The organism is Blautia ammoniilytica (assembly GCF_025566965.1).
Lineage (GTDB): Bacteria > Bacillota > Clostridia > Lachnospirales > Lachnospiraceae > Blautia_A > Blautia_A ammoniilytica.
This window is the reverse complement of sequence record NZ_JAOQJL010000003.1, coordinates 25,557-43,365: the sequence shown is the minus strand read 5'-3', so window position 1 is coordinate 43,365 and position 17,809 is coordinate 25,557. Positions and strand designations below refer to the sequence as shown.

19 protein-coding genes are annotated in these 17,809 nt (G+C 44.9%); 18 read left to right on the top strand and 1 reads right to left on the bottom strand.

All coding sequences use genetic code 11. The annotated features are described in order from the left end of the window. Window positions 1-26 precede the first annotated feature (26 nt). The 4 genes from OCV61_RS02060 to OCV61_RS02045 are packed head-to-tail and all read left to right on the top strand — an operon-like array spanning window position 27 to window position 2,151. Complete coding sequence (locus tag OCV61_RS02060) at window positions 27-422, top strand: methylglyoxal synthase (protein WP_158420414.1); 396 nt, start codon at window positions 27-29, stop codon at window positions 420-422. Further along, window positions 419-976 carry a 16S rRNA (guanine(966)-N(2))-methyltransferase RsmD gene (rsmD, locus tag OCV61_RS02055; RefSeq protein ID WP_158420413.1) on the top strand — a complete coding sequence of 186 codons (558 nt, stop codon included), beginning with the start codon at window positions 419-421 and terminating at the stop codon, window positions 974-976. The genes OCV61_RS02060 and rsmD overlap by 4 nt, the downstream gene beginning before the upstream one ends. 41 nt (window positions 977-1,017) lie before the next feature. Next, window positions 1,018-1,515 carry a pantetheine-phosphate adenylyltransferase gene (coaD, locus tag OCV61_RS02050; RefSeq protein ID WP_158420412.1) on the top strand — a complete coding sequence of 166 codons (498 nt, stop codon included), beginning with the start codon at window positions 1,018-1,020 and terminating at the stop codon, window positions 1,513-1,515. Between the two features lie 12 nt (window positions 1,516-1,527). Then, window positions 1,528-2,151, top strand: a complete 624-nt coding sequence (locus OCV61_RS02045; protein WP_158420411.1) for an ATPase — start codon at window positions 1,528-1,530, stop codon at window positions 2,149-2,151. A 31-nt stretch (window positions 2,152-2,182) separates the two neighbouring features. Here the strand turns inward: OCV61_RS02045 and OCV61_RS02040 are convergent, their stop codons facing one another. Next, window positions 2,183-3,124: a hypothetical protein gene (locus OCV61_RS02040; protein WP_158420410.1), complete on the bottom strand. Its 942-nt coding sequence runs from the start codon at window positions 3,122-3,124 to the stop codon at window positions 2,183-2,185. 75 nt (window positions 3,125-3,199) lie between these two features. Between OCV61_RS02040 and OCV61_RS02035 the strand changes: the two genes are divergently transcribed. The 14 genes from OCV61_RS02035 to OCV61_RS01970 all read left to right on the top strand — a co-directional run bounded on the left by OCV61_RS02035 (window position 3,200) and on the right by OCV61_RS01970 (window position 17,762). After that, window positions 3,200-4,654, top strand: a complete 1,455-nt coding sequence (locus OCV61_RS02035; protein WP_158420409.1) for an aminoacyl-histidine dipeptidase — start codon at window positions 3,200-3,202, stop codon at window positions 4,652-4,654. A gap of 140 nt (window positions 4,655-4,794) precedes the next feature. Beyond that, window positions 4,795-5,601, top strand: coding sequence for a M23 family metallopeptidase (locus OCV61_RS02030; protein ID WP_262582605.1), 807 nt, complete (start codon window positions 4,795-4,797; stop codon window positions 5,599-5,601). A gap of 87 nt (window positions 5,602-5,688) precedes the next feature. Then, the gene (locus OCV61_RS02025) at window positions 5,689-6,501 is read left to right on the top strand and encodes a GTP pyrophosphokinase (protein ID WP_158420408.1); all 813 of its coding nucleotides are present in this window, start codon (window positions 5,689-5,691) and stop codon (window positions 6,499-6,501) included. A gap of 30 nt (window positions 6,502-6,531) precedes the next feature. Continuing rightward, the gene (locus OCV61_RS02020; RefSeq protein WP_158420407.1) at window positions 6,532-8,391 is read left to right on the top strand and encodes a YgiQ family radical SAM protein; all 1,860 of its coding nucleotides are present in this window, start codon (window positions 6,532-6,534) and stop codon (window positions 8,389-8,391) included. Further along, entirely contained in the window at window positions 8,351-8,974 is a 624-nt protein-coding gene (locus OCV61_RS02015) for a hypothetical protein (protein ID WP_158420406.1), read from the top strand. Before OCV61_RS02020 ends, OCV61_RS02015 begins: the two co-directional genes overlap by 41 nt. An 8-nt stretch (window positions 8,975-8,982) precedes the next feature. Further along, window positions 8,983-9,975, top strand: coding sequence for an RluA family pseudouridine synthase (locus tag OCV61_RS02010; RefSeq protein ID WP_158420405.1), 993 nt, complete (start codon window positions 8,983-8,985; stop codon window positions 9,973-9,975). Then, window positions 9,972-10,529, top strand: a complete 558-nt coding sequence (gene lepB, locus OCV61_RS02005; RefSeq protein ID WP_158420404.1) for a signal peptidase I — start codon at window positions 9,972-9,974, stop codon at window positions 10,527-10,529. Before OCV61_RS02010 ends, lepB begins: the two co-directional genes overlap by 4 nt. A 68-nt stretch (window positions 10,530-10,597) precedes the next feature. Further along, entirely contained in the window at window positions 10,598-11,131 is a 534-nt protein-coding gene (locus tag OCV61_RS02000; RefSeq protein ID WP_158420403.1) for a Holliday junction resolvase RecU, read from the top strand. A 215-nt stretch (window positions 11,132-11,346) separates the two neighbouring features. Continuing rightward, complete coding sequence (hisZ, locus tag OCV61_RS01995) at window positions 11,347-12,462, top strand: ATP phosphoribosyltransferase regulatory subunit (RefSeq protein ID WP_158420402.1); 1,116 nt, start codon at window positions 11,347-11,349, stop codon at window positions 12,460-12,462. A 4-nt stretch (window positions 12,463-12,466) separates the two neighbouring features. Beyond that, the gene (gene hisG / locus OCV61_RS01990) at window positions 12,467-13,102 is read left to right on the top strand and encodes an ATP phosphoribosyltransferase (RefSeq protein WP_158420401.1); all 636 of its coding nucleotides are present in this window, start codon (window positions 12,467-12,469) and stop codon (window positions 13,100-13,102) included. Window positions 13,103-13,124: 22 nt separating this feature from the next. After that, window positions 13,125-14,438: a histidinol dehydrogenase gene (gene hisD, locus OCV61_RS01985; RefSeq protein ID WP_158420400.1), complete on the top strand. Its 1,314-nt coding sequence runs from the start codon at window positions 13,125-13,127 to the stop codon at window positions 14,436-14,438. After that, a complete protein-coding gene (gene hisB / locus OCV61_RS01980) occupies window positions 14,435-15,022 on the top strand; it encodes an imidazoleglycerol-phosphate dehydratase HisB (RefSeq protein WP_158420399.1) in 588 nt (195 codons plus the stop codon). The genes hisD and hisB overlap by 4 nt, the downstream gene beginning before the upstream one ends. Before the next feature lie 18 nt (window positions 15,023-15,040). Next, window positions 15,041-16,324, top strand: coding sequence for a bifunctional phosphoribosyl-AMP cyclohydrolase/phosphoribosyl-ATP diphosphatase HisIE (gene hisIE, locus OCV61_RS01975; protein ID WP_262582623.1), 1,284 nt, complete (start codon window positions 15,041-15,043; stop codon window positions 16,322-16,324). Window positions 16,325-16,331: 7 nt separating this feature from the next. Further along, window positions 16,332-17,762, top strand: a complete 1,431-nt coding sequence (locus tag OCV61_RS01970; protein WP_158420397.1) for a VanW family protein — start codon at window positions 16,332-16,334, stop codon at window positions 17,760-17,762. Window positions 17,763-17,809: the final 47 nt, after the last annotated feature.

The window sequence follows — 17,809 nt, the reverse complement described above, 5'->3', positions numbered from 1 at the left end:
ATTTGGACATGAGAAAGGGAGTAACCATGAATTTAGGAATCATCGCACATAATAGTAAAAAAGTTTTGATCGAAGATTTTTGCATCGCCTACAAGAATATCCTGGCAAAACATGAAGTATATGCTACAGGCACTACAGGCCGCAGGATCGAGGAGGCTACCAGCCTTCATGTACACAAATTCCTGGCAGGAAGCATTGGCGGTGACAAGCAGTTTATGGAGATGGTAGAGCGCCAGGATCTGGATATGGTCATTCTGTTCTACAATCCTGTTATGATCGATCCAAAGGAACCGGATATCACAGCTATTGTGAGACGCTGCGACCAGTACAATATCCCTGTTGCTACCAATATCGCTACAGCAGAGCTTCTGATCCTTGGACTTGCAAGAGGCGATCTGGATTGGAGACTGAATCTGAAATGAGAGTGATCGCAGGAAAGGCAAGACGTTTAAACTTAAAAACAGTACCTGGGATGGAGACCCGTCCTACTACAGACCGTATCAAAGAGACTCTTTTCAATATGCTGCAGCCTGAGATCCCGGATTGCCGTTTTCTTGATCTGTTCAGCGGCAGTGGAGCCATTGGCATAGAAGCACTGAGCCGTGGCGCAGCATTTGCAGTCTTTGTTGAAAAGAACCCTAAGGCTTGTGCATGCATCAGGGAAAATCTTTCATTTACAAAACTTGCAGATAGTGGTAAACTGCTTTCCATGGATGTGCTGCAGGCATTACGCTCCCTGGAAGGCGGAGAGAGTTTTGACTGCATTTTTATGGATCCGCCTTACAGACAGGATCTGGAGCAGCAGGTTCTGGCTTATCTTGCAGATAGCAGTCTTGTAGATGAGCATACGCTGATCATTGTGGAGGCTGATCTGGATACTGATTTTGATTATCTTGATTCCATGGGATTTGCACAGCTGCGTTCCAAGGAATATAAGACCAATAAGCATGTATTCATAACCAGAAAAGAGAACTGAACACATCTGTAAATCCTGAAGAGAGTGAGAGAACATCATACATGGTAGTTGCAGTTTATCCGGGAAGCTTTGACCCGGCAACTTATGGGCATCTGGATGTGATTCAGAGAGCCAGTGTTTCCTTTGACAAAGTGATCGTGGGAGTTTTGCATAATTCTGCAAAAAGTCCGTTGTTTTCTGTAGAAGAACGTGTTAATATACTAGAAAAGGCTACGGAACATATCCCAAATGTTGTTATTAAGCCTTTTAACGGACTTTCCGTTAATTTTGCCAGAGAAAATAAGGCACAGGTCATCGTTCGCGGGCTTCGGGCTGTTACGGATTTTGAGTATGAGCTTCAGATGGCACAGACTAATCGTGTGCTTGCACCGGATGTGGATACAGTATTTCTGACCACCAGTCTGGAGTATGCATATTTAAGTTCTACGATTATGAAGGAAGTGGCCATGTTCGACGGGGATATCAGCAAGTTTGCCCCTCCTCAGATCACAGAGGCAGTAAGAGCGAAGATGTACCAGTTAAGAAATAGAGAAAAATAAGGAGAGTGTACTATGAGCAGCAGAATTGAACAGATCATTGAAGAGATTGAAGAGTATGTAGATAGTTGTAAATACCAGCCTCTTTCTACAACCAAGATCGTTGTCAATAAAGAGGAGATCGAAGAACTTCTTCGTGAACTCAGACTGAAGACTCCGGATGAGATCAAACGTTATCAGAAGATCATCAGCAATAAAGATGCCATTTTGGAGGATGCACAGTCCAAGGCAGATGCACTGATCGCAGATGCACAGGCAAAAGCACAGGAGCTTGTTACCCAGCATGAGATCATGCAGAAGGCATATGCTCAGGCTAATGAGACCATTAATGCAGCGAACCGCCAGGCACAGGAGATCCTGGATTCTGCTACACAGGACGCTAACAGCATTCGTTTAAGTGCCATTACTTATACAGATGATATGATGGCTAATATCGGTTCAGTACTGAATCAGACCCTGGAAGATGCAGGCGGCAAATATAAAGGATTTCTCGAAGCTCTTCAGAGTTGTCTGGATGTGGTTAATCACAACCGTCAGGAGCTTGCTCCTCAGACAGCACAGGCAGCAGCTATCTCCAATTCCTATCAGGCACCTGAGCAGGAGTCAGAGACACTGGATGATCTTGGAGAAGATCAGTAAATTAAATGGATACGTTTCTTTGCCCACTGTGTCATGTCCCTATCAGGAGGATGCAGAGGGTGAGGATTGTACTGATACATTTGGCAGAGGTGTAAGGGAAGAAAGAAAGTCTTCCATCCAGTACGCTTTTTGTCTGTGCGGCTACGCACAGTCCTCCAAAAGAGGATAAAGTCATTGCCGCCAGGTATATGGTACGTTCAGGCAGGTTTGAGGATGCGATCCTGTTAAGGCCTGTAGTCAGTTCCATGATACATAGCAGGATTTCTTTGAAAGTATCAGGGATAAGAGGACACTGGCTGATGCAAGGGGACAGCACAGAGAAAAGCAGGATATAGCCGCCCAGCCTGGTTATGGTTTCAAATCCATTCATAATACAGACATCCAGAAGGGCTCCGGTGGAGCATGCCTGGGATGTCTTTTTTTCTGCTATTGCATCAGGATCAGGCCACATGTATTCGGTTGCAGTACAGCCTTTGTATACAAAGAATCTGAAAAACAGCATGCAGCAAAGATCTGCCAGAAACAAAGGAATAAGCAGATCTCTCGCAGGGTAACGTCCTTTCAAACAGGTTTGCCCCAGAAAGGTGAGCAAAAAGACCAGACTTGGATTGCTGCAGAAGGTAAGAAGATATTCCCCCTCCTGTCTGCAGATCTTTCCTGAATATGTAAGGTCAGAGGCCAGCTTGGCGCCTACAGGGAATCCCAGCAGCTTTCCGAAAAGGAAGGCATACATTCCCCAGGGGGACAGTCCGAACAGAGTCTTGCACAAGCGAATGCCAGGTTTCGGGATTTGACATGAGATCTTTATATTCATCAGCAATCCTGTAAGGATCAGAAAAGGCAGCAAAGTGGGCAACAGAGTATTAAACCACAGGGAAAGTCCATCTCTTGCAGCAAGAAGGGCAGTTTCAGGATTTGCCAGCAGGAAAACAAGCAGGAAGCAGATTCCTGCAAAAAACAGCTTTTTTTTCAAGCCCTTACTCCCTTTTTCTTTTAGTATATGGGGGCCGGGGAATGATCATTCATAAATTAAGGAGGTAAGAAAACTATGGCAGCATTAGAAAATTGCAGTCCATCCAGAGTTTTTCATTATTTTGAGGAGATTTGCGGTATTCCACACGGATCCGGGAATACACAGGCCATCAGCGATTATCTTGTTGATTTTGCAAAGGATCACAGCCTTGAATACGTACAGGATCACCTGGGCAATGTGGTGATATACAAAAATGGTACAGCAGGCTATGAACAGTCACCTACAGTGATCCTTCAGGGACATATGGATATGGTGTGTGAGAAACGTGCAGATGTAGCACATGATTTTTTGAAAGACGGTTTGAATCTTTCTGTAACAGAAGATGGATATGTAACTGCTAATGGCACTACCCTTGGTGGAGATGACGGGATTGCTGTAGCCTATGGTCTTGCCCTTCTGGAAAGCCAGGACATTCCCCATCCTCCATTAGAGGTACTGATCACAGTGGATGAGGAAATAGGACTTCTGGGGGCTATGGATTTCGATTGCAGCGTGCTGAAAGGCCGTAGATTGATCAATCTTGATTCAGAGGCAGAAGGCAGCCTGTGGGTCAGCTGTGCCGGCGGCATGGGAGGATACAGTAGGATTCCTGTAAAGCGGGTAGCAGGTGAAGGAGAAGGTATCAGGATCCGGATTTTTGGACTTGCTGGCGGACATTCCGGAGCTGAGATTGATAAAAACAGAGCCAATTCCAATATTCTGATGGGAAGAATGCTTTATGAGATGAAGAAGCAGGCAGATTTTGCCATTATTTCCCTGGATGGTGGCACAAAGGACAATGCCATTACAAGAGAATCAGAATTTCAGGTTCTGGCAGCATCGGAAGATGTTCTGAAGATCCAGCAGCTTGCTAAGAGATTTCAGGCTGATCTTCGTAAAGAATACGCAGGCACGGATGAAGGGATTACCATTTCCGCGGAGCTTCTTGGCCACATGGAAAAAGAAGTGCTTCATCCGGTCAGTGGTGAAAAGGTAATTTTTTTCCTGATGAACATGCCTTATGGTATCCGCAAGATGAGCGGTTCCATTCCCGGACTTGTAGAAACCTCTTCCAACCCTGGGATCGTTGCCCTTCACAAAGACGAATTTGAATCTGTAAGCAGTGTACGCAGTTCTGTAGGCTCTGCAAAGGATGCATTGTCTGACAAGCTGGAGTATCTGACTGAATTCCTTGGAGGTGAATATGAGATCCAGGGGGCTTATCCTGCCTGGGAGTACAGGGAGGATTCCCCACTAAGAGATAAGATGGTTGCTGCCTATAAAGCACTCTATAAAGAAGAACCAAAGGTTGTAGCTATTCATGCAGGTCTGGAGTGCGGACTCTTCTATGAAAAGATGGAGGGGCTGGACTGTGTATCCATCGGACCGAATATGAAGGATATCCATACTTGTGAGGAGCTTCTTGATATAGCTTCCGTTGAACGTGTATGGAAGTATCTTCTGAAAGCACTGGAAGATCTGAAGGATTGAAAATCAGAGAATCTTAAATCAAAGAATCTCCAATCAGAGAGTTTTAAATCAGAGATTCTGAAAACCTGAGATTCTGAAAAATGCATAAAGCTTTGCCTGTGGGCATACTCTGATAAAGATGGTTTTTCGGAGGTGCAAGGGTGAAGCAAAGACCATGCAGATTATGGATCCTCCTTTTATTTCTGATGCTGTGGATGATGGCACTGATGCTAGTGCTGGAAGAACGAAGCCGTGTGTCCGGGGTCAATGAAAACAGCATCTATCAAGAAGCTTTTCGCAGGCAGAAGATGCCCGCAGGGCTTTATCGGCAGATCATGGAAACAAATTCCGAAGATATGTGGGAGGTATTTACCGCCACTATGATTAGTGGTTCCTTTGCACCAGACAGGATCTATGCAGATTATCAGCCTTTTCTGAAATACAAAAAGAAGGCATACCTGCAGCTGTGCCGAAGTTATCAGGCCATATGGGCAGATCTTAAATGCTTTCCTGTAGCAGGAGAGGATATCTGTTTTGAAGATACCTACGGTGCAGCCAGGGAGTATGGTGGATCGCATACCCATGAAGGAACGGATTTGTTTGGCCCTGTTACAGAGCCGGGATATTATCCTGTGGTTTCTGCTACGGATGGTGTGGTAGAAAGGACAGGGTGGCTGCCTCTTGGCGGATATCGTATGGGGATCCGTTCTCCTCACGGTGGTTATTTTTATTATGCGCATTTGTCAGAATATGACCACAGCTTCAGAGAAGGAGAACTGGTTCATGCCGGAGATATTTTAGGTTATATGGGGAATACCGGCTATGGGTCCAAAGGTACAAAAGGCAGATTTCCGGTACATCTTCATATGGGAATCTATATAAAGACGCCTAAAGCACAGGAGATGAGTGTAGATCCGTATCATATTCTGAAAATGCTTCAGGAAAGTACAGGCAGATTTGATCTGTAAGATAAGGAAGCAAGGGTATGGCAGTATCATCTGATATAGCCTCCGGCAGGGATTGCCGAGGTATTCTTAAATTAAGGAGCGGTTTAAATGGAAATACAGTTATGGAGAAGCATTTTATGTCCTTATGAACTGGCTGTCAAAGAACTGACTGTAAAATTCCAGCATATTATAGAAGAACACAGGGAAAATGACAGATATTCCCCTATTGAACAGGTAAGCGGCAGGGTAAAAAGTGTGACCAGCATCCTGGAAAAGATGCAGCGGAAGCAAATCCCTATGGAGCGGATGGAAGAGGAAGTAGAAGACATCGCAGGGGTTCGTATCATCTGTCAGTTTGAAGAGGACATTGAGACGGTGGCGGCCCTGATCCAAAGCCGGACAGATATGACGGTGAAAAGTGAAAAGAACTATCTGAAGCATATTAAGCAAAGCGGATACCGCAGCTATCATCTGATTATTTATTATACTGTGGAGACGTTAGACGGTCCCAAAAGGCTGCAGGCAGAGATACAGATTCGTACTATGGCCATGAATTTCTGGGCAACCATAGAGCATTCCCTGCAGTATAAGTACAAAGGGGATATGCCGCCCCATGTTACGGAGCGGCTTAGCAATGCAGCAGAAGCAATTATTTCCCTTGACAGGGAGATGTCACTGGTGCGAAGCGAGATCATGGATGCACAGAATTCTTCCCAGGTACAGTCTAATCTGGTAAAAGATATCCTGAATAATATTGAGAATCTTTACAGGTTGTCCAATCAGCGTGAAGTCCTCAAAATACAGTCAGAATTTCTTCGTGTGTTTAAGACAAAGGATCTGCGTCAGCTGGAACGTTTTCACAGACAGCTGGATATTATTGCGGAAGGGTATCGTGCCCAGGCCGTATATTTTCAGAATTAAATCACACATAAAGCATATAAGGAGCACCAGATGCAGGATTTTTTACCGGTCACAAGAGAAGAAATGAAAAAAAGAGGGTGGGAACAGGTAGATTTCGTCTATGTAAGTGGCGATGCCTACGTGGACCATCCTTCTTTTGGTGCGGCCATTATCGGACGGCTTCTGGAAAGCAGAGGATATAGGGTGGGGATGATCCCCCAGCCCGACTGGCGCAAGAAAGAAAGTATCCAGGTATTTGGACGTCCCCGGCTTGGATTTCTTGTTACAGCCGGAAACATGGATTCTATGGTCAATCATTATACAGTTTCCAAAAAGCACAGACAAAAGGATGCTTATTCTCCGGGAGGACAGATGGGTCTTCGACCTGACCGGGCAGTGGTGGTCTACAGCAACCTGATCCGTCAAAGCTATAAAGACAGTCCTGTGATCCTGGGCGGGATCGAGGCCAGCCTTCGCCGGATGGCTCATTATGATTACTGGGAGAATAAAGTTAAGCACAGTATTCTTATTGACTCTGGGGCAGATTTGATCTCTTATGGTATGGGAGAGCATTCCATCCTGGAGATCGCAGAAGCACTGGATAGCGGGATTCCCATTGAAGAGATCACCTATATTGCAGGCACTGTCTACCGGACAAAGGATCTTTTACGAGCCTATGAGCCTATTATTCTTCCATCTTTTGAAGAGGTTAAAGAAAATAAGGCAGTGTATGCGGAAAGCTTTGCCACCCAGTATAGGAATACAGATCCTTTTACTGCAAAGGCAATGGCAGAAAGCTACGGGAACCGTGGCTATGTGATTCAAAACCCGCCGGCAATGCCTTTATCTACCCAGGAAATGGATGATGTGTATGATCTTCCCTTTACAGGGGAATACCATCCTATGTATAAGAAAAAAGGCGGTATTCCTGCACTGGAGGAAATCAAATTCAGCCTTACCAGCAACAGAGGATGTTTTGGAGGCTGTAATTTCTGTGCCCTTACTTTTCATCAGGGCAGGATCCTTCAGACAAGAAGCCACGATTCCATTATCCGGGAAGCCATAAAGATGACAAAAGCACCGGATTTTAAAGGTTATATTCATGATGTTGGCGGGCCTACTGCAGATTTTCGTCATCCGTCCTGCAAAAAGCAGCTGACAAAAGGGGTGTGCCAGAACAGGCAGTGTCTTTTCCCTACGCCCTGCAAGAATCTGCAGGCAGATCATAAGGATTATGTGCTTCTTCTCCGGAAGCTTCGGGACATTCCCGGAGTAAAAAAAGTGTTTGTCAGGTCTGGAGTGCGTTTTGATTATGTGCTGGCAGATCCGGATAAAACATTTTTACGGGAGCTGGTAAAATATCATGTAAGCGGACAGCTGCGTGTGGCACCGGAGCATGTGTCGGATCAAGTGCTTCACTACATGGGTAAGCCTTCTCATCAGGTGTACCTGCGCTTCCTGGAAGAATTTGATAAAGCAGATAAACAGGCACAAAAGGATCAGTATGCCATACCTTACTTCATGTCCTCCCATCCTGGGTGTACCATGAAAGAGGCAGTGAAGCTGGCAGAGTATGTAAGGGATCTGGGATATACTCCGGAGCAGGTGCAGGATTTTTATCCTACACCATCTACCCTTTCCACCTGTATGTATTATACAGGGATCCATCCCATTACAAAGGAAAAGGTATATGTACCGAAAAATCCCCATGAAAAAGCCATCCAGCGTGCACTGATGCAGTACAAAAATCCGGCCAACAGGGAGTTGGTGCTGGAGGGACTGAAAATGGCAGGCCGTATGGATCTGGTAGGGTTTGGCCCCAAATGCCTGATAAGGCCTGAAAACAGCAACAGAAAAAAGGAGCAGTTTCATGAAAAAAACAAAAAAACGAAAAAAAATCGAAAAAGGTGAATTTGGATATTTTAAAAGTGAGAAGAAACGGAGACTGATCCTTACAGCCATTCTTCTTGGCGTGCCTCTTTTTATTTTTGCAACCATGTGGGCATATCATGGAACAAGAAATACCATCTGGACAGTGATCGCAGCAGTAGGATGCCTGCCTGGCTGTAAATCTATGGTAGGACTGATCATGATCTGGATGCGTAAGCCTATGGATTCTGCTCTTTATAAAAAGATTCGAAAACACCAGGGAGATCTGGAAATGGCCTACGAAATGTATATGACTTTTTACGAAAAAAGCGGATATCTGGATGCTTTTGCTGTATGCGGCAACACAGTGGTAGGCTACACCAGTGATCCGGCTGTAGATACTGCTTTTATGGAAGAGCATGCCCAGAATATTGTAAGGGGTAATGGATATAAAGTAGATGTAAAGATTCTGAAGGATATCCGGCCTTTTCTGGAAAGACTTGATTCCATGAATCTTCATCAGGATTCCTTGAGGGAAGGAATCAAATTCCGCCCGGACAGCAAGTATCCGGATCTGAACAGAGATCAGTTGGTAAAGCATACATTGCTTGCACTTTGTCTGTAGGAGCTGCCATGAAGGAATTTAAGATCAGGGAAAATGAAGCAGGGCAAAGATTTGACAAATATTTGGCCAAGCTGCTGGAAGAAGCACCAAAAAGCTTTTTTTATAAAATGATGCGGAAAAAGAACATTACCCTTAATGGAAAAAAAGCCCAGGGCAATGAAATGCTTTGTACAGGAGATATGGTAAAGCTGTTTTTAAGTGATGAAACTTTTGAGAAATTTTCATCCGCAAAACAGGCATCTTATGCAAGAGCCAAGCTTCAGATCATATACGAGGATCAGGATGTATTGTTTATCAATAAACCGGCAGGCATGCTTTCGCAGCCAGCAGGGGATGGTACTCCTTCCCTTGTGGAGTATCTTACAGGCTACCTTTTGGATACAGGGGCATTGAATGCTGCTGATCTGGTTACTTTTAGGCCAGGGGTGTGTAATCGGCTGGACCGGAATACCAGCGGATTGGTGGCGGCAGGTAAAAGCCTTACAGGACTGCAGGACTTATCAGCAATGTTCCATAACAGGAATATGGAAAAGTTTTACCTTTGTCTGGTAGTTGGTGTAATAAAAAATGAAAAATATATTAAAGGATATTTGCATAAAGACGAAAAATGTAATAAAGTAATAATATCTGCTGACAGAACAGAGGATTCCCAGCCAATAAAGACCAGGTACAGACCTGTATGTGACAATGGGAAGTATACGCTTCTGGAAGTAGAACTGATCACAGGGCGGACCCATCAGATCCGTGCCCATCTTGCCAGTGAGGGACATCCTGTGGCAGGTGATCAGAAATATGGGGATAAGAAGGCTAACCAATATTTCCGGGACAGATATCAGCTGAAATACCAGCTGCTTCACAGCAGGCGGATAGTATTTCCAAAGGACTGCGGCCGTCTGAAGGCTTTGGAAGGCAGGACTGTAACAGCACCCATTCCCGGACTTTTTGGGCAAGTGCTTCAGGGAGAGAAAATAGACATAACCAGGAGGAATGAAATATTATGAAAGTGTGGCATGAAATATGGGACTACATAAAAATGATCATTATTGTGGTTGTTGTAGTTCTTTTGATCAACAATGTGGTACTGATCAATGCAAAGATCCCTTCCGCATCCATGGAAAAGACGATCATGACCGGCGACCGGATCTTTGGTTTCCGTCTGGCATATGGTGTGAACCTGGATCTGTTTGGCCATGAGATTTCTAAGAAGGTAAAAGACCCGGAGCGGTTCGATATTGTGATCTTCAAATATCCGGATGATGAAAGCCAGCTGTTCATCAAGCGAGTGATCGGCCTTCCAGGTGAGACTGTGGAGATCAAAGATGGCAAGGTATATATTGACGGTTCAGAAACACCGCTGGATGATTCCTTTATTCCTGAGACCATGAAGGGCAGTTTCGGACCATATCAGGTTCCGGAAGATTGTTATTTTATGCTGGGTGACAACCGGAATAATTCTAAGGATTCCAGATACTGGAAGAATACTTATGTACGTTTCGATCAGATCGTAGGCAAGGCTGTAATTCGTTATTATCCATCCATTAAGTTAGTACAGTGATTATAAGTGACCACCATATTGATTTGCCTTAATTTTACTGTACTCGTAGACTATAGGGAGGACAAAAGATGGCAACCTGGAACAGCAGAGGCCTTCGGGGATCCACCCTGGAGGAACTTGTAAACAGGACTAATGAGCAATACAGGGAAAAAGGACTGGCATTGATCCAGAAGATCCCCACCCCCATCACACCTGTGAAGATGGACAAGGACAGCCGCCATATTACATTGGCCTATTTTGACCAGAGAAGTACCGTAGATTATATAGGAGCAGTACAGGGGATCCCTGTCTGCTTCGATGCAAAAGAATGCTGTGCCCATACCTTTCCTCTGGCCAATATCCATCCTCATCAGGTGGCGTTCATGAAGGATTTTGAAAAGCAGGGGGGCATTGCATTCTTTCTTATTTTCTTCAGCTCCAGGGATCTTTTCTATTATTTGCCTTTTCGGGAATTACTGGTTTTCTGGCAGCGGATGGAAGAGGGAGGGCGTAAAAGCTTCCGTGAGGATGAGCTTCGCCAGGAATATTATCTGCCTGTAAAAAGCGGTATTCTTGTTCCTTATCTGGAAGGGATCCAGAAGGATCTGCAATTACGGGATTGACAACCTGCAGAAAATCCTTTATAATTTTGCTTGTTTCGTATAGTAATATGCTAACATGGTAGCATACTAAAGTGTAAAGATTGTAGGAGTGCATATCACGGAACAATCCGTGTAATCATGAGTTTGGTATTTTGCACCAAAATCATATCATGCTCCACATAGCAGATCTTTTGGGGCATACATCATGTGAAAGCATAAATGGAGGTAAATATAAGATGCAGCGTATATTTCACACGCCGGAAGGAGTCCGGGACATATATAATGACGAATGCAGCCAGAAACGGAGCCTGCAGGAGAAACTACACTGCGTGTTCCGCAGATATGGCTATGAAGATATTGAAACACCTGGTTTTGAATATTTTGAAGTATTCAGCAGGGAAGTAGGTACGATCCCTTCTAAAGATCTTTATAAATTTTTTGACAGAGAAGGCAATACTCTTGTGCTGCGTCCTGACTTTACCCCGTCTGTAGCAAGAGCCTGTGCCACTTATTTTTCTCCTGAAAAGGAAGTGGTAAGCCTTTGCTATACAGGCAACACTTTTATTAATAATTCCAGTTATCAGGGCAGGCTGAAAGAGTCCACTCAGATGGGTGTTGAGCGAATGGGTGACGATTCTGCGGAAGCAGATGCAGAGCTTCTGGCAATGACTGTGGAGTGCCTTCTGGCTTCCGGCCTTACAGATTTTCAGGTGAGTGTGGGACAGGTGGATTATTTCCGCTCTCTTCTTGAGCAGGCCAGGATGAGCCCTGAAGATGAGGAGCAGCTTCGCAGCCTTGTTTCCATGAAGAATTATTTTGGTGTAGAAGAGCTGGTAGAACGTCTTGGGATTGACCAGAAGGTTGGCAATGCACTGGCACAGCTGCCACGTATGTTTGGGTCTTCTGATGTACTTGAGAAGGCAAAAGCCCTCACTCAGGAGCCAAAAGCCCTTCAGGCTGTGGCAAGACTGGAAGAGATTTACCAGATCCTGAAGATTTACGGTTATGAGAAATATATTTCTTTTGACTTTGCTATGGTAAGTAAATATCATTATTATACAGGCATTATTTTCCAGGCATATACTTATGGTACAGGCGAGCCGCTTGTAAAGGGAGGCCGGTACAATGACCTTCTTAGGCATTTCGGGAAGGCTGCACCATCCATTGGATTTGCCATTGTTGTAGACAGTCTTTTAACTGCTCTTTCCAGACAGAAGCTGCAGATCCCTGTGGAGGATACTGTGGAAGTGATCACCTACAAACCGGAAGGACGCAAAGAAGCCATCCGGCAGGCACAACAGCTTCGCAGCCAGGGCAAAAACATAGCACTCAGACCTGAGAAGGAGGACTAGAACAGTGAGATATCTGACATTTGCCCTGACAAAAGGGCGCCTTGCATCAAAGACAATGGATATGTTTGAAAAGATCGGCATTACCTGCGAGGAAATGCGGGATAAGGATTCCAGGAAGCTGATCTTTGTCAATGAAGATCTGAAGCTTAAATTTTTCCTTGCAAAAGGACCGGATGTGCCTACTTATGTAGAATACGGTGCTGCTGATATCGGAATCGTTGGTAAAGATACCATTATGGAAGAAGGCAGGAAGCTTTATGAGGTGATGGATCTGAAATTTGGTGCCTGCAGGATGTGCGTATGCGGGCCTGAAAGCGCACGGAAGCTTCTGGATTCCAACCAGCTGATCCGGGTTGCTACCAAGTATCCTGTGATCGCTAAGGATTATTTCTACAACAAGAAGCACCAGACAGTGGAGATCATCAAGCTGAACGGATCCATTGAGCTGGCTCCTATTGTAGGACTATCTGAGGTGATCGTAGATATTGTAGAGACCGGAAGCACTCTTCGTGAGAATGGGTTAAAGGTTTTAGAAGAGGTATGCCCTTTGTCTGCCAGGATGGTAGTTAATCAGGTAAGCATGAAAATGGAAGATGAACGTATCCGGAAGCTGATCGATGACCTGCGTAAAGTGATCTGATAGGAAAGGAAATGATAAACCAATGCGTACAGTAACATTAACAAAAGAATCCACCAAAGATATCCTTGAGAATCTGTTAAAGAGAAGTCCTTCCAGTTACGGAAAGTATGAGATGGCAGTTGCCCAGATCCTGGATAAAGTTAAGCAGGAGAAAGATCAGGCTCTTTTTGGCTATACGAAGGAATTCGATAAGGCCGATATTACAGCAGAGAATATAAAGGTAACGGAAGAAGAGATCAAAGAAGCATATGATCAGGTAGACCCGTCCCTTCTTGCAGTGATCCGTAAGGCACTGGTAAATATCCGTACCTATCATGAGAAGCAAAGGCAGAACAGCTGGTTTACCAGCTCAGAAAACGGTACTATGCTGGGTCAGAAGGTAACTCCACTTTACAGGGTGGGCGTTTATGTACCTGGGGGCAAGGCGGTTTATCCGTCTTCTGTACTGATGAATATTGTTCCTGCTAAGGTTGCAGGAGTTCCTAATATTGTGATGTGTACCCCTCCGGGAAGAGATGGGAAGGTTTATCCTACCACACTGGTTGCTGCAAGGGAAGCCGGCGCAGATGTGATCTATAAGGTGGGCGGCGCCCAGGCTGTTGCAGCGATGGCTTTTGGTACAGAAAGCATCCCTAAGGTAGATAAGATCGTAGGTCCTGGCAATATTTTTGTTGCACTTGCCAAAAAGGCTGTATATGGACATGTAAGCATTGATTCCGTAGCCGGCCCAAGTGAGATCCTGGTTCTTGCAGATGATACAGCTAATCCCCATTATGTAGCGGCAGACCTTTTGTCCCAGGCAGAGCATGATGAGATGGCTTCTGCCATTCTGATCACTACCAGTACAGAGCTGGCAAAGAAGGTTCAATCAGAAATCGAAGGATACCTGAAGGTGTTATCAAGAAGAGAGATTATCGAGAAATCCCTGGAGAACTTTGGCTATATCCTGATCGCAGAGGATATGGATGAGGCTATCGAAGCTGCTAATGAGATCGCTTCTGAGCATCTGGAGATCGTAACAGCCAATGCCTTTGAGGTCATGATGAAGATCCGTAATGCAGGAGCTATCTTTATCGGAGAATACAGCTCCGAGCCTTTGGGAGATTATTTTGCAGGACCAAACCATGTGCTCCCAACCAACGGAACAGCCAAGTTTTTCTCTGCACTTTCTGTGGACGATTTTATTAAGAAATCCAGTATAGTATATTATTCCAGAGAGGCATTAAAGGAGATCCATAAGGATATTGTACAGTTTGCAACTGCTGAGCAGCTGACAGCACATGCCAATTCTATAGCAGTACGTTTTGAAAAAGAAGACGAAGGGGATTCATTATGATACGAGAGGTTTTGGCACAGAGAAATACCAAAGAGACACAGATCCAGATGAAGCTGAATCTGGACGGAACCGGAGTTTCAGATATTTCTACAGGTATCGGATTTTTTGATCACATGCTGGAGGGATTTACAAGACATGGCCTTTTTGATCTTCAGCTGCGTGTGCAGGGGGATCTTCAGGTGGATGACCATCATACTATCGAAGATACCGGGATCGTCCTTGGCTCAGTGATCCGGGAAGCAGTGGGAGACAAAAAAGGGATCCGCAGGTATGGCAGCTTTATCCTTCCCATGGATGAAACATTGGTGCTTTGTGCAGTAGATCTGTGCGGCAGGCCTTATTTTTCCTGGGACGCACAGTTCCCCACAGAGAAGATAGGGGGCATGTCTACAGAGATGGTGCGTGAGTTTTTCTATGCAGTTTCTTACAGTGCACAGATGAACCTTCATATTAAGGTACTTACCCCTGGCAACAGCCATCATATGGCAGAAGCTATGTTTAAAAGCTTTGCAAAAGCCCTGGATATGGCTGTATCTTTTGATCCCCGTATTACAGATGTTTTATCTACAAAAGGAAGCCTATAAAAAGGAGAATAAAAATAAATCATGAAGAAAAAATTGATTCCCTGCCTTTACCTTCAGTCTGAAAAGGCAGTAACCGGTTTCGGACAGAGAAATCTGTTAGGTGACGGAGATGTGGAAAAGCTGGCAAGGTTTTACAGCGATAACGGCGGTGATGAACTGCTTGTATTTGACTTCTCCTCTCAGGACGAAGAGCATGACAAAGCCATCGGCAAGATCCGCGACATTTGTGCAGCTTCTGAAGTTCCGGTAATGGCTGCCGGCAATATTAAGCGTATGGAAGATGTGAAAAAGCTGATCTACGCAGGCTGTGCCTGTGCTGTGCTGAACTTTTCCAAGGAGAGCAATGTAAAGCTTCTGGAAGAGGTATCCAAACGTTTTGGGAAAGAAAAGATGGTTGTATGTATTTCTTCCATTGAAGAATTTACTGCAAATAAAGAACTGATCGAGAATTATGCATCTGCAGTGCTTGCCCTGGATATGGTGCAGGATCAGGTGGCAGAGATTTCCTCCATCCCTGTGATCCTTCATACTGATGAACAGGATGAAGAGAAGCTTACTAAGCTTCTTGGGTCAGACGCTGTAAGCGGTGTTTCCGGTGCCTTTGTAAGCAATATAGAAAAGGAACTGTTGGATTTTAAGGACAGATGCAAAGGTATTGGGATTCCTGTAAATACCTACGAAAGCAATATTGCCTGGAGTGAATTTAAGCTGAACAGTGACGGGATGATTCCTGTGGTTGTTCAGGATTATAAGACAGATGAAGTGCTGATGGTAGCTTATATGAATGAGCAGGCATTCCAAACCACTTTGAAAACAGGAAGGATGACTTACTGGAGCAGAAGCAGAAATGAGCTTTGGACGAAAGGCCTTACCTCCGGACATTTCCAGTATGTAAAGTCTCTCACCCTTGACTGTGACAATGATACTATCCTTGCAAAGGTGGATCAGGTAGGTGCAGCATGCCATACAGGCAGCAGAAGCTGTTTCTTCCAGCCTCTTATGAAAAAGGAGTATGATGACACCAATCCACTTCATGTATTTCAGGATGTGTATGATGTGATCATGGACAGGAAGAAGCATCCAAAGGAAGGCTCTTATACTAATTATCTTTTTGACAAGGGAATCGACAAGATCCTGAAAAAAGTAGGTGAGGAGTGTACGGAGATCGTTATTGCTGCAAAGAATCCGGATAAAGAGGAGATTAAATACGAGATTTCCGATTTTTTGTATCATGCAATGGTATTAATGGTGGAGAAGGGCGTTACCTGGGAGGACATTACCAGGGAACTTGCCAGACGGTGATTTACATATGAAAAGAAAAGCAAAAAAAGCTTTCAGTATTACAGCGGCTGCAGTGTTTCTGGCAGCCGTATTGTATCTGGTCTGGTGTGTACTTCTAAATGATTCCGTGATCTGGAAAAATGTTCAGGTCAATGGGATTTCCATCCAGGGAAAGACAAAAGCCCAGGCCAGAGAAGCGATCCTGGCAGATTTTAAAGAGACTTATGAGGATAAGGCTATCCAGGTGAACCTGTCCGACGAAGTTTATCAAGCTTACATATTTCCTATGCTTGGCATAGATCCCGGGGAAGTGGTGGAGCAGGCCTATCAGCTTGGCCATGGTGCCTGGTATAAAAGAGGTCTGGACCGGATACGTCTGATGACAGATGATAATGCAGAAGAGATCACGCTTCTTCCCCAGGTGACCCATCCGGAGACAGTGTCTTCTGTGATTTCTTATATGGAAATCGAAAAGGTAGATACAGTGGTACAGCCTGTATGCCGGATAACAGACGACAGTCTGATCATAAAGAAGGGAAAAACTGGTATTAAGGCAGATACAGATGCTTTAAAGGAGCAGCTCCTGCATGCAGCTGCCAGCTTGGATCTTGATACACAGATCCAGTGTGCAACCATTAGTGTTACACCAGAGGAGCCGGATTTCAAGGCTTATTATAGGCAGATCTATCAGGAGCCGGAAGATGCATATATGGATGAAAAGAATGATTATGAGATCGTTCCTTCCAGGACAGGGATATCCTTTGATGTTGCAAAGGCGGTCAAAGAATATGGACAGGCCAAAGAAGGCAGTGTGTTTACAGTGGCTTTTGAACAGATCCTGCCGGAGGTGACAACCGGGGATCTGACCAGCCGGGTATTCCGGGATGTACTGGGAAGCTATAATACTTATGGAGGCGGTACTGACAACCGGATCACCAATCTGACTCTTGCTGCAAAGGCAATTGATGGAATTGAACTGATGCCTGGTGAGACCTTTTCTTACAATGAAACCTTAGGAGAGCGTACAGCCGAAAGAGGGTATAAGGCTGCCGGTGTGTTTGTAAACGGACAGCATGCAGAAGGGATCGGCGGAGGGATCTGTCAGGTTTCCACCACCTTGTTTAATGCATGCCTATATGCAGATCTGGAAATTGTAAAGCGTACCAATCATTCCGGCAGGGTAGATTATGTGCCGGCTGGGCTGGATGCTGCTGTATCCTGGGGAGATCCTGACTTTCAGTTTTGCAATAATACTGAGTATCCTATCCGGATCTCTGCCACTTATGCAGATGGTTCCGTTAATGTGAAGATCTATGGTACAAAAACAAATTCCAATACAGTAAAGGTGACTACCCAGCAGCTGGATGCACAAAGCTACAAAACTTATCGTCATGTATATGACCAGGATGGAAATCTGCTGGAAACGGAGGAAATCTGCAGCAGCCATTACATCAGCTGATTTTGCGTGGCTGCTACAGAGCTGTAAACAGGCATCATAAGAATGTG